14 protein-coding genes are annotated in these 10,878 nt (G+C 62.6%); 7 read left to right on the plus strand and 7 right to left on the minus strand.

All coding sequences use genetic code 11. The features are described from left to right. Window positions 1-34: 34 nt before the first annotated feature. Both A0W70_RS16205 and A0W70_RS16210 read right to left on the minus strand, forming a co-directional pair. Window positions 35-943, minus strand: a complete 909-nt coding sequence (locus A0W70_RS16205) for a replication initiation protein (protein WP_067564299.1) — start codon at window positions 941-943, stop codon at window positions 35-37. Between the two features lie 246 nt (window positions 944-1,189). Next, window positions 1,190-1,432 (minus strand): hypothetical protein, encoded by a 243-nt coding sequence (locus tag A0W70_RS16210; protein ID WP_067564302.1) that lies wholly within the window; start codon window positions 1,430-1,432, stop codon window positions 1,190-1,192. A gap of 141 nt (window positions 1,433-1,573) precedes the next feature. Between A0W70_RS16210 and A0W70_RS17235 the strand changes: the two genes are divergently transcribed. The 5 genes from A0W70_RS17235 to A0W70_RS16895 all read left to right on the plus strand — a co-directional run bounded on the left by A0W70_RS17235 (window position 1,574) and on the right by A0W70_RS16895 (window position 5,199). Beyond that, on the plus strand, window positions 1,574-2,308 hold the full coding sequence (locus A0W70_RS17235; protein ID WP_067564306.1) for a thermonuclease family protein: 735 nt from the start codon (window positions 1,574-1,576) through the stop codon (window positions 2,306-2,308). Between the two features lie 14 nt (window positions 2,309-2,322). Beyond that, on the plus strand, window positions 2,323-2,622 hold the full coding sequence (locus tag A0W70_RS16220; protein WP_067564309.1) for a hypothetical protein: 300 nt from the start codon (window positions 2,323-2,325) through the stop codon (window positions 2,620-2,622). A 299-nt stretch (window positions 2,623-2,921) separates the two neighbouring features. After that, entirely contained in the window at window positions 2,922-3,434 is a 513-nt protein-coding gene (parS, locus tag A0W70_RS16225) for a type II RES/Xre toxin-antitoxin system antitoxin (RefSeq protein WP_067564312.1), read from the plus strand. After that, window positions 3,435-3,863: an RES family NAD+ phosphorylase gene (locus A0W70_RS16230; protein WP_067564316.1), complete on the plus strand. Its 429-nt coding sequence runs from the start codon at window positions 3,435-3,437 to the stop codon at window positions 3,861-3,863. A 931-nt stretch (window positions 3,864-4,794) separates the two neighbouring features. After that, on the plus strand, window positions 4,795-5,199 hold the full coding sequence (locus tag A0W70_RS16895) for a hypothetical protein (protein ID WP_139150920.1): 405 nt from the start codon (window positions 4,795-4,797) through the stop codon (window positions 5,197-5,199). A 120-nt stretch (window positions 5,200-5,319) separates the two neighbouring features. On the opposite strand, the gene A0W70_RS16235 is transcribed toward A0W70_RS16895, so the two are convergent. From A0W70_RS16235 to A0W70_RS16250, 4 genes are all read right to left on the minus strand, one after another. Beyond that, window positions 5,320-5,889, minus strand: coding sequence for a hypothetical protein (locus A0W70_RS16235; RefSeq protein ID WP_139150921.1), 570 nt, complete (start codon window positions 5,887-5,889; stop codon window positions 5,320-5,322). A 207-nt stretch (window positions 5,890-6,096) separates the two neighbouring features. Beyond that, entirely contained in the window at window positions 6,097-7,692 is a 1,596-nt protein-coding gene (locus A0W70_RS16240; RefSeq protein ID WP_067564322.1) for a relaxase/mobilization nuclease domain-containing protein, read from the minus strand. After that, complete coding sequence (locus A0W70_RS16245) at window positions 7,689-8,027, minus strand: plasmid mobilization protein (RefSeq protein ID WP_067564325.1); 339 nt, start codon at window positions 8,025-8,027, stop codon at window positions 7,689-7,691. The genes A0W70_RS16240 and A0W70_RS16245 overlap by 4 nt, the downstream gene beginning before the upstream one ends. Before the next feature lie 172 nt (window positions 8,028-8,199). Further along, a complete protein-coding gene (locus A0W70_RS16250) occupies window positions 8,200-9,105 on the minus strand; it encodes a DNA-binding protein (RefSeq protein ID WP_067564329.1) in 906 nt (301 codons plus the stop codon). A gap of 152 nt (window positions 9,106-9,257) precedes the next feature. On the opposite strand from A0W70_RS16250, the gene A0W70_RS16255 reads away from it, so the two are divergent. Together A0W70_RS16255 and A0W70_RS16260 are read left to right on the plus strand one after the other, a co-directional pair. Next, window positions 9,258-9,920 (plus strand): division plane positioning ATPase MipZ, encoded by a 663-nt coding sequence (locus A0W70_RS16255; RefSeq protein WP_067564332.1) that lies wholly within the window; start codon window positions 9,258-9,260, stop codon window positions 9,918-9,920. Beyond that, the gene (locus tag A0W70_RS16260; RefSeq protein WP_067564336.1) at window positions 9,904-10,224 is read left to right on the plus strand and encodes a hypothetical protein; all 321 of its coding nucleotides are present in this window, start codon (window positions 9,904-9,906) and stop codon (window positions 10,222-10,224) included. Before A0W70_RS16255 ends, A0W70_RS16260 begins: the two co-directional genes overlap by 17 nt. Window positions 10,225-10,307: 83 nt before the next feature. Here A0W70_RS16260 and A0W70_RS17045 read toward each other — a convergent pair whose 3' ends face one another. Next, the gene (locus A0W70_RS17045) at window positions 10,308-10,451 is read right to left on the minus strand and encodes a hypothetical protein (protein WP_175443143.1); all 144 of its coding nucleotides are present in this window, start codon (window positions 10,449-10,451) and stop codon (window positions 10,308-10,310) included. Window positions 10,452-10,878: the final 427 nt, after the last annotated feature.

Genomic DNA, 10,878 nt, shown 5'->3' on the forward strand with positions numbered 1-10,878 from the left:
CCGGGCCCCGAGGGCTGTTATCTGATATAGGCTTTTAACCACCCTCGCTTTTGAGCCAGTTTCCGATCGTTTGGTGGCGCACATCGACGGCGAGTCCGATCTGCCGGTGGGAGTAGCCCTGAGCCTTCATCTGCAGCACTTGCTCGATGTGGGCATCGCGTTTCTTCTTGCCCTTTTGCTGGCCTCGGGCCGATTGCAGCTCAGGGGTGTGGGTGCGCGCGATCAGGTCCTCGAGGCCCTGCGGCGTCAGATTGCGCCACGTCCATTTCGCGACGCTCTTTGCGGTCGCTTTGACCTCGCTGAAAGGCAGCGGCTCGGGGAAATTGTTCAGACGCTCGGCTTTGCGCAACACCGCTTCATGCCAGGCATTCACGCCGCCGGGTCGCCAATACTTGCGGATCTCGCGGTAGGCCCAACCCCGGAGATCGTCGAACAGCCGGCAGTTCCGGCCGAGCCCGTGGGTCTTCCCTTTGTTCTGCTCCTGAAGCTCTTTCGCGCTGGGTAAATGGGGAACCCCCTCGGCGAGCTCGGCGAGCTCATAGATGCCGTCGCTATTCGCGGGCGTCCAGACATCCCAGTCCTGGTGTAGTGGGTTCTTGGTGATAAGGCCCGCGTACCCTTCATCACTCTGCAGCCGGACGCGATACGCGTGCTCGATAGCCGCCGCGTAGCGGATCGGCTGGGTGCGCGCCGCGTCAGAGCGCGCGACCGGGGCACGGATACCATAAGCAACGTGCCCCGGCATGTACGGGATGCCGTCGCTGTCGACCTCGGCGTCGTCGTCTTTGTTGAGCGCGATCCATGCCGGAGGCGGCAAACCCGCGTCGGACCACTGATGGAAGGCGTTTCGGTGATCGAGGTCGAAAATGAGCCAGCAAATCAGGTGTGGCGGGTTGTGCTGGATATAGCGCTGACGCACCGCGTGAGCCGTCGTTCGGATCATAGATGCCGTGGCATTATCCGAGCAGTACGGCTTCCGCGGGAGACGCTCCCGGAAGAGGTCCAGCTGGGCGGGGGCGTCAGGTGAGGGCATGCCCCCCCCGCACACGCTCGATCGCCCATTGTTGATCGCTCGTGCACGGGGGACTAAAATACTCCCGTACACGGGATAGTTTCGGTGCCAAAAGAAACTCCCTCCGAGGCCTAGGAGTTGCCGCTCCTAGGCCTCGCTCGTTTCTGGGTGCGCTATTTACCCGGCGCGCACCTCCCAATGTCCGATCCCTCTTTTTTCCATCCATTCACCGATCGTATCGAGACTCCGCCAGATCCGGACTGGGCGGTGCTGCGAGGCCATAACGGCTTCTCGCATCCCGTAGCGCACGCGCACGGCCCATCCCTCGCCAGGCGCGCGCTCGACCGTCACACTGCGGATCGAACCGGCGGCCACAAGAGCATCGAGCTGGGGCTGCTGGAGGCGGTCGATGTTATCCACGGAGATTGCTCCTCGGAGAATCCACTTCCGAGGTTAAACCCACCCCATTGTTAACCACAACCCCCTGCGGAAAAATGGGGTCGGCCGCGCATAATCGAGGAAACGTAAAATCAACGGTGCCGCAGAAGCCGAGAGGGCGATATGAGAGCCAACTACGCGGCAACACTAGCCTGCATCCTTGCCCTGACGGCGTGTGGCGGCTCGGGGTCCGGCGGCTCGGGGTCGGGTGGCTCGGGTTCCGACGGGCTGCTCGAGAATCCTCGGACGTTCGACACGTCGGCCTTCACTAGCGCACGAGTGACCAAGATTGTCGACGGGGACACGGTCGACGTCTCGATAGACGGTGATGCCGATACCGTCCGGCTGGTAGGCGTCGACACCCCCGAGACGAGCGGCTCGAACACCCCCTCTGAGTACGACAACGCGCTCACTGAAGCCCATCTCCGGGAATGGGGGAATCGAGCGGCCGACTGGCTGGGGCAAGTGATCCCCGAAGGGGCGCACATATTCCTTGAATTCGACTCGAACGAAGGGCGGCGCGGGTCCTTCGGCAGGTTGCTCGCCTACATTTACACAGAAGACGGCGTGCTCATTGGCCGACAGCTCCTTAAACAAGGCTATGCTAGGGCCTACACAGAAGGCGACGCTATTCGTGAGTCGATTTACAGCTCCTTAGAGCAGAGGGCCAGGGACCAGTGCGAGGGTTTGTGGGGGCCATTATGCGAAGGGGACGGCGCGGAATACTCGTGCTCTTCCTCCCCGAATTGTGGGCAGATCGGGAGTTGCCAAGAGGCCCGATTCCGGCTCACTCAGTGCGGACAAGAATCGCTCGACGGGGACAACGACGGCGTACCCTGTGAATCGATCTGCGAGTAAGCCCGGAGCTCCCAATGGCTGAGTTCATCGGCGGATTAGCGGGGATGCTGATATTCAGCCTTCTTCTGCACTACCTCCTTGAAGGCCTTGTAACGGGTTCAACCGCCCGGGCCCGCAGTTTCCGGCGGAAGGCCATCATTGTCGTGATGGCCACAGTCGCCGTATCAGGCTCCTTTAGCGCGGACACAAATATCTCCTACATTGCCGCGTATTGGGCGACCGTAATAATCCTAGCGATATATCACCAGTCCCAGGGAAAATCCCCCCTTGCTCGGGACAGGCCGGCCAATTCAAGGAGTGGTCCCAGGACGTGATCCTGGACGTCTGGCCCTCGGCTACTCTGCAGTATCAGGGGGCGTGCCGGGCGACCGGCCACAAGCACCTGAATGCTCCCGTACCGGCTAACCTCTATAAGCAGATCCAGCGGCAGGCCCCGATGAAAACCGGGATGCCGCGCTCAAGCAACCCGACCCCGCCTCCGAAGATCGCGAGGGTAGTGTGCCCCCCTTAACCGAGCACGCGAGCTCGGCTAACCGCGGCTACCGGCGCGTGGACGCATAGGCCGATTTCGGCTTATAATAGCGACGAAATCGTCACACACGGATAATCCCCCATGACATCCAGTGAAAGCGGATCCGTGGAAAACTCCACCCAGCGCGAGCGCGAGCAGTGGCTGGCGTTCTATCTCGGCACCGATGACTCCACGCCGAGAAAGGGCCCAAAGGCGCCACAGGTTCGAGTGCGCTGGTCCTCGATGAAGGGGGCGTCCTTGGCCGCGTTCGTGGAGGCGGGATTGTCGGTCGACACGGCGGAATCGTTGCGCCAGCGCACCCACATGACCGTCAAGGGGTTCGGGCGTTTTATCCCCCGCAGTACGCTCCAGTCCAAACGCAAGAGCGACCAGAGGCTCTCGACCGAGCAGTCCGATCGCATCATGCGCATCGCCGAGGTCTATGCACACGCGGCCACCGTGTTCGGCGACAGCGATCGCGCCGAGCGGTGGATGAAGCGGACCAACCCCCAGATGCCGGATGAGCGCACACCCGAGGAGATGCTGGAACACTCCTACGGAGCGCGGCTCGTCGATGAGGTCCTGACGCAGCTCGAGCATGGCGTTCCGGCATAGATGCGGGTCTACCGGATCTGCCGCCGCGAGCACGCGCAGGACCGGACGGGCGAAGGCGCCCGGCTGGCCGGCGGCCGGTGGAACCACAAGGGCGAGCGGGCGCTGTACTACGCCGAGCACCCGGCTCTGTGCGCACTCGAGATTATGGTCCACAAACGCATCGATCCCGATGTCGCCCCGACCGACTTTGTGCTGGCCACCGCTGACGTACCCGGCGACAGTATCCACCGGATCGAGCAGATGGTGCATGAGCCCGCGGAAACGGGCTCACGCTGGCTGGCGAGCGACCGGAGCCTGCTGCTGGATGTCCCATCCGTACTGCTGCCCTGCTCGCGCAATATCGTCATCAACCCGGCTCATCCGCGCATGGCCGAGGTATCGATCGAGATCGTGGCCTCGGTACCATTCGATACGCGCCTTGCGGAGTGAAGTCCTTCAGTCTTTTGCTGAAGGCCGTCACGGCGCTCTACCAATGGCCACTTACCGACGCAGGACGATCAGGATTAGCAGAATAATTTCAATGGAAACTTTCCCTGTAAATATTAATGTCATCGAATCATCACCTCCTTCTAGCTGTCTTATTCGTGGGTGGAATCAACGGGACCGCCTAGGGCGAAGGCCGGACAGGACTGTCTGCTAGGCGATACAATTATTTAGACAGGGCCGGAAAACGATGAGACCAAATAAGAAGGAATTTTCTGGCCGCAGCCGCGCCAAGATCGACGATCTCCAAGTCCGCCCTACGGGCTAATAGGGGTTGGACAATTTTTGGCCGGCGCTAGGGTGGTGATATGGGGTCCGCGCACACCCTGACAGAATGGTATCCGTGCCCGCGGGGCTGAAAACTCCGGGTAGAGGCTCCCACGGCACGCTATTTGGCCTGATTAGCAGGTGTGTGCACGCAGCCGATCTAGCAAGAAGGACGCGGAATTGGAGGACCTAATAGGACCATTTTTTGTCGGCCTTGGCGTCGGTCTTTTGGTGCTCGTGATCGCCCAAGTTTTTGAGAACTCTTTCTCTCGGACAAACAACCCCCCAATGCCAGGCGATGCCTCGCTTGCTGCGCTACTCCTCTTTTGTATATTCAACACGTTTAACGGCGATGGACCGAGTAACGCAGAGCACTATTTGCAGGCAGCCGGAAGCTGGGTTTTGTGGTTAGTCATGGTTGGTCAGCGGCTGCCCCAAGAGTAGGTGTGTTCATAGCTCGGTACTGAGATATATAACCCACGATCGAGTCGAACCTCGGAGCCGGCAAGGTCCTTACAGAATTAAGCGATCAGCCTGAGCTCCGCCCTATGAGCTTATAGTGGTCGGACACTTTTAAGTGGAAATAAAAAGGCGTCCATAGGAGGGCGATATGCTGAAGAATAAGATAATTCTGCCTGCCGTCGTAGCGTCGCTTGCGCTACTGGCGGGCTGCGCAACCGGTACAAACACGGCTTCCACCGAATCAGTAGATCAACGGATAGAGCTCACCGACCAGCAGGTAAAAGCGATCAAAGCAGGCGTCCGAGACGCTCTCGTGGATCCAGAGTCAGCGCGATTCGGCAACATGGTGGCCGGAGCAAAAAACGACGGCTCTATCTATGTGTGTGGAATGGTTAACGCCAAGAACCGCATGGGGGGATACTCTGGGGCGACTCCCTTTATTGGAATGATCCTTAGCAACGGACAGTTCGCTCCTGTCTCTTTAGACCCCAGTGAGTCTGGCCGTTACGCTACCAATCAGCGCTGCGACACTCTCGGTCTAAGCGTTTATTAGGGGGTTTAAGGGCTAGCCGATCCGCGTGCGTGCGACTGGCTGCAAACGCCCACGCGGCTCCGGGAACGGCCACCGGTTTCTCCGGGGGACGCTAAAGAATGCCCGCAAAACACAAAGCCATCAATTGAGGAAGTAACGATCACTGCGCGTGAGTTGGGCAACTGCATCGTCAGCCATCGCGGAAAGTACCTGCCCGCGGATTTCGGTAGGGGAATTCCCGGGCATCGCCGGAATTAGCCAGATCCCGAGCCAGAAACGCATAGAGCCGGATGTATCGGTCGCCACGAATGTATCGCCGTCCTGTGTCCGGCCATGGATTTCCATGGTCCAGCCGATAGTCGAATAGGTCGGGATCAGAAAATACGAAAAACCTGTTATAACCGGGCCGATAGCGCTAGCTGGACTCCTGGGCTTCTTCTCGAGACGGACATCGAGGATCCGATCGGCCTGGGATGGATCATCAGTGAATTGAGACACCGCCTCGGCGTCCTTCAAAGACGCTTTAAGGGCCGAGATAGACTCGTCTCGGACCGGAGTAGAAACGCGACTCGTTACATCAAGATACACGTCCGGCGCAGTCGCGTCGTCGGGATCAGCAGCGGTATCAGGAGTCGTCGGAGTGGATTGGGGAAAGCTGGCGCACCCTCCCAAAAGGAGAGCGCAGAGAACCAAAAGAGTCGCTCGTGCCATGTACACCCCCAGGGAATATGATCGACAGAGGAACCATCCCATAGAAGGATCACCGAGAAAATAGGCTCTACTGCACTTCAGGGAAGGGGCGCGGGAGCCGTGCGGCGACGTAATGGGGTGCGAGGTTCCGGCGACCCGATCCTAAGGGGCCGCGGAGGCGAGGATCCACTGACCCGACATCATCTCAACAAGGGGTTGCGACAAGAGCTACATCCTAGGCCCGGTATCAGGTTCATCGTCGTCGGGGCCGGGTGAAAGCCGATCCCTCGCCTGCATGTCATGCAGGTGCTCAGCCCTCGGATCCGACTTGAGGCACTCAACCCGCTGCGCGAGCTCGTCGCGCTCGTGCTCGTGCTCGAGCCGCTGCCGCCGCTCGACGCGCTCGTCGTGTCGCGCGAGCGCGTCGTCGACGTCCGACTTCCAGAGCTCCGGTGTCTGCTCAACGAACTCACGCGCTTTCACTGCTTTCTGCTCCGCGCGATCGGCCCTGAGCTCTGCGGCCCGTGCGCGGCGACTCGCACGGATCCGCTCGATAAAGCGCCAGCGCGGCATATCCTCCGCGCCCTCACGCGCCTTCGTCGCTTTCGAACGCAGGTCCGCAGCGTGGTCATCGAGCTCATCGAGCGTCGTGTCCTCGCCCGTGGACTTGAGCCGGATCCGGCACTCTCTCTGTGCATGCGCGGTCGCGTCTGCCCGCACCTGCTCGCGATCAGGCGGCGCGGGCACGCGCTCGAGCTCCTGGTCGATCTCGTCCAGCCGCGACTGGAGCTCGGCCGCCTCGTCATCCGAGCCCATTGGTCGGCCAAGGACACGATCAGCCCGCCCCGGGGTGGAAGTCTCCTCGGCCGCGACTGGGTCGGCCGGGGTCTGCTCGGTCTGTGTCACATTCACCGGTTGGCCGTCCGGTCCCTGGACAACATCGGCATGGGCGGCCGCCGGCGTCCTGCCGGCGGCTCGCTGGGACTCGGAAACCTCGTGCACTGGGGCCAGCTGATCCATCGGTGCACGCGACTTGACGTCCGCGGCGCGGATACCGCGATCCCTTTTTGTGAGCGTCCGCCGCAGGTCATGGCACTCGCCCGCCTGGTCGACCAGCTGTGCCGTCTTGCGCCCGGCCGCGAGCGCGAGACCGTGCTCGCCCAAGGCTGACTCGAGTGCATCAAGCGAGTCGGACCGACGCCAGGCGTCGAACGCCGCATCTGTAACGGCCTCTAGGTCGACGCCGGTTCTTTCCTGTTGTTGCCAGTCGTTGTGGCTGAGCTGCGCCCGCGGCCGCGGGCGGTCCGCGGCCGCAGCGACGCCGGCGGCGAGATCAGGCCGGCCGTTTTCCTCCGCCCAGCGTTGAACCGCGCGGTTGTGTCGACCAGGCACGAGATCATGTTCGAACTCGATCTCGAGGCTCCTGGCCACCCTCTCGTTGATGCGCTTCTCGTGCGACTGCTTGATGACGGACTGGCGCTCGAGGTCGACGCGGGAGTAGACCCGGTGCCGGTGCGACCGGCCTTTTTTGCGATGCTCCACCTCGACGAAGGCCTGTCCCTGAAGCCCGCGCGCGCGCTCCCACTCATCCCAGGCGCGCTCCCACTGCTCATCTGTCATCGGTCGCTGGGGGGATATCGACGCGTGTACGAGCGGTGAGCGCGTCCGGCTGCCGGCACCCTGCTCCACGAGCTCGGTCACGGCCGACTCGGTATCGAGACTCAAAACACCTTCGGTCTGTGTCAGGCGTGCGATCTCGTTTTCCTCGGCCTCAAGGTGAGCGCCGAGACCCCGGGAGTCGCGACAACTGGACTTGATAATCATGACCGATCCGGGAGCGCGTCGCTGATCTCGGAAGCAAGTGACTCGAACTGCTCGCGCAGCCCTGCCAACGTAGACCAATCAACGCGGCCGGTTTCATTCGCAACGCGGGCGATCTGGTTCAGATTGCTCCCGAGCTTCCCCAGCTCACCACGCAGCCGCGCGAGCTCCGCGCGCTCCGATTCGCTGGCGCTGCGACGCGGCCGCGGCCGCCGGCTCGCGACCCTCGCGCGCACGCACTCACTAACGCTGCACCCGTCTTCCTCCGCGGCTGCGCGCACGGCCGCGGCGTCGGCCGGCGACAATCTCAATGTGAGGCGCTCCGATTTATCCGCCACGATCCGCGCTCCTTTGGGGGAGTCCACGAGGGGGCGTAGCCCCCTCTGGCAAGTCTGCCCTTGTCGACGCTGCACCCCGAAGGGGTGGCAGTGTCAGACATGGGCACGACTTGCTTACAAACGCATGACTCACAATCACTATAGACGATGCCCGTGCACAGGAAAACCCGGGTCACTCGCCAGTAGGACTTTTGCTGGCCTCACCTTCATCGGCCTTTAGCAGCCGCGATTCAGCCCGCTCGGCACGGGCGTCTGCCCGCTCTGCGCGCGCTTCAGCCGCTTCCCTCCGTTCGCGCTCGGTCGAGCGCGCCTCTTCTTTTGCCGCCACCTGCTCTTGCAGCCGCGCTTGCTCGCGGGCCGCGGTGTCACGCTCACCGCGAACTGACTCCAAGTTCTCCCGCAGACTGGAAACCTCAGTTTTCAAATCATCGCGCTGCTCCTGCAGCGCGCTCACTCGATCCTCGAGCCGCGCCTGCTCGCGCGATGCGGCGTCGCGCTCACCGCGCATGGTCTCCAGTTCGCTGCGGGCCTGATCACGCTCGCTGCGGATCTCGTCGCGCTGCTCTTCAAGCGTCTGGATCCGGTTCCGAGCCTCCGCGAGCTCAGCGCGCGCCTGCTCACCGGCCTGGCGCTCGCGATCGAGCTCACCACGAACCCGCTCGAGCTCTGAATCAGCGTGCTCGGCCCGGGCAAGCGCATCGTCACGCTCGGACTCGCGCGCGGCCGCGGCCTCGAGCGCTTCATCGCGCTCCTTCTCCAGCTGCTCCCCTGATTCCGCCAGCGAATCGGCCTCTGCCCGGGCTTCTTGGGCCGCTGCCTCTGCTTCGGAGCGAGCGGCGGCCGCCTGGCGCTCGATCTCTTTCGAGATCTCACCAGCCAGCTCTTGCGACAGTTGAGGCGCTGGGCGCTCGGCCGGTGCCTGGCTTTCGCGCCAGCTCCGCAGGTGCTTATGGATCGTATTCGGGCTACCGGTGCCGAGACGTGTGCGAATGCGCTCGATCGCCGGGCGCTCGCCCTCGGAAACGAGGGCATCAGCAGCCGCGGCGACGTCGTCGTAAGTGATCCCGGTGCGACTCATGGTCCTACTCCTGTATTGTGTATTTTGTATAATATCAAAATACGATACGTAATACAATACACAATACAGAAAGAAGAAGTTATATTATATAGTATTTTACAGTATTAAATATTATGCTATTATATAACTCGACCCGAGAATGGGAGGGATCGATGGTCATCACACTCGGCGGGACCAAGGGCGGCACGGGCAAGAGCACGCTCGCGGTCAACCTCGCCACGATGCGCGCTCGCGCGGGCCGTCCGGTCATGCTGATCGACACCGATCACCAGCAGACCAGCGTGCGCTGGTCGCGCATTCGCGCGGACGAACACGGCGACGCGCGGCCGGTGCCCGCGCGCCATCTCACCGGCGACGGCATCTGGCGCACGCTCTACGAGCTCGGCGAGGAATACGACCTGGTGGTCGACTCCGGCGGCCGCGACACGCACGAGCTCCGCCAAGCCGTCAGCGTCAGCGACCTGTTTCTCGTGCCGCTGCAAGCGAGCCAGTTCGACCTCGAGACGCTCGACGTCTTGGCGCCAATCGTCGACGAGGCGCAAAACCGTGGCATCCACTTCGACTCCTGGGTCGTGCTCACGCGCGTTCCCACGCACCCGACGATGCGCGAATGGAGGGAAGCTCGCGATTTCGTCGGTGACTACCCGCAATTCATGCTCACACGATCGCTGATCCGCGAGCGCGTGACCTGGCGCCGCAGCGCCGAGGACGGCCTGTCGATCCTCGAGACGCCGCGTCCGGACCAGCGCGCGATCGACGAACTCCAAACTCTGTATAAAGACGCGTGGGGGGAGACCTATGCCGAAGCGACGTAACCAGCAGGCCCCGGATCCCCAGGCGATTGCGGCCTTCGCCGGCGGCGCGGATATGGCGAGCCGGCCGTCGCCGGCAGAAACCGGCGACCTGCCCTGGCGCGACCCCGCGCTCCGCCTGGACATCGAGCGCAATGTCCTCGCGCCGCTGCCCGAGGACTACCGGGCTGCGCTTAAATGGCTTGCAGAGAACAGGCACATCAAATCCCAGCGCCACCTCGCAGCGACGGCGCTGCGCGCGGAGATCGATCGCCTGGTCACCGATGCGACCGGAGAACCCGTGCGCTCGAGCAGGCCCCCGGAATAACCGGCCCGCTGCAACCCGTCTATGGGGGCCGATCTCGGACCAAGAAAGGGGGGAAGTCGGCTTCCCCCAAACGCCATTCACAGCTAACTGGAGGGGATATGGCAGACCCGGCAGACAGTTTCTTCTTCGAGCAGACGGATCGAGTGATCTCGATCGAGCATTACGAATGCAACCGCGCGATCCAGCGGGCATTTGGCGTCGATTTCGACCCGGACAACCCGAGTCATGTCGAAGAGATCCGCCGGCGCATTAGCGGCGCGCCGCAGACTGACTCGCGCGCGGTCGACTCGGCACTGGCTCCGCTCCAAGGGTCGGTTAAAACCCCGCCGCTACACACGAGGAGGAGCAATCAAGCCCGGAGGTCGTGGGGCCCCGCAGACGGCCGGCAGGCCGTCCGTGGGTTCCGACCGTAGCGGCTTGATGGAGCCGACGATCCCACGCTACCGAGGAACCCTGCGCCCCACCGGGCGCAGGGTTCGACCCGCTGGCGAACCGCGGAGCTCGAGGCGGAGCCTCGAACGGCCTGGGACTGCCGCCGTGTGGACTTCGGGCACAGCCCTTCGGGACGTGTGCACGGCCGGTGGACGCGCTGCGCGCGACCACACGTCCGCACACACTCTGCGCCCGAGGGTCCACACTCTGGCGTGACCGCCA

Source organism: Halofilum ochraceum (genome assembly GCF_001614315.2).
GTDB classification, from domain to species: Bacteria; Pseudomonadota; Gammaproteobacteria; order XJ16; family Halofilaceae; genus Halofilum; species Halofilum ochraceum.

What these genes read in the sequence shown, in the direction of transcription:
- A0W70_RS16250 (WP_067564329.1), bottom strand. Translation starts at nt 9,105, where the DNA reads ATGAGTCGCACCGGGATCACTTACGACGACGTCGCCGCGGCTGCTGAT.
- A0W70_RS16895 (WP_139150920.1), top strand. Translation starts at nt 4,795, where the DNA reads ATGCTGAAGAATAAGATAATTCTGCCTGCCGTCGTAGCGTCGCTTGCG.
- parS (WP_067564312.1), top strand. Translation starts at nt 2,922, where the DNA reads ATGACATCCAGTGAAAGCGGATCCGTGGAAAACTCCACCCAGCGCGAG.
- A0W70_RS16220 (WP_067564309.1), top strand. Translation starts at nt 2,323, where the DNA reads ATGGCTGAGTTCATCGGCGGATTAGCGGGGATGCTGATATTCAGCCTT.
- A0W70_RS16205 (WP_067564299.1), bottom strand. Translation starts at nt 943, where the DNA reads ATGATCCGAACGACGGCTCACGCGGTGCGTCAGCGCTATATCCAGCAC.
- A0W70_RS17045 (WP_175443143.1), bottom strand. Translation starts at nt 10,451, where the DNA reads ATGACTCGGGTTGTCCGGGTCGAAATCGACGCCAAATGCCCGCTGGAT.
- A0W70_RS16230 (WP_067564316.1), top strand. Translation starts at nt 3,435, where the DNA reads ATGCGGGTCTACCGGATCTGCCGCCGCGAGCACGCGCAGGACCGGACG.
- A0W70_RS16235 (WP_139150921.1), bottom strand. Translation starts at nt 5,889, where the DNA reads ATGGCACGAGCGACTCTTTTGGTTCTCTGCGCTCTCCTTTTGGGAGGG.
- A0W70_RS16260 (WP_067564336.1), top strand. Translation starts at nt 9,904, where the DNA reads ATGCCGAAGCGACGTAACCAGCAGGCCCCGGATCCCCAGGCGATTGCG.
- A0W70_RS16240 (WP_067564322.1), bottom strand. Translation starts at nt 7,692, where the DNA reads ATGATTATCAAGTCCAGTTGTCGCGACTCCCGGGGTCTCGGCGCTCAC.
- A0W70_RS17235 (WP_067564306.1), top strand. Translation starts at nt 1,574, where the DNA reads ATGAGAGCCAACTACGCGGCAACACTAGCCTGCATCCTTGCCCTGACG.
- A0W70_RS16255 (WP_067564332.1), top strand. Translation starts at nt 9,258, where the DNA reads ATGGTCATCACACTCGGCGGGACCAAGGGCGGCACGGGCAAGAGCACG.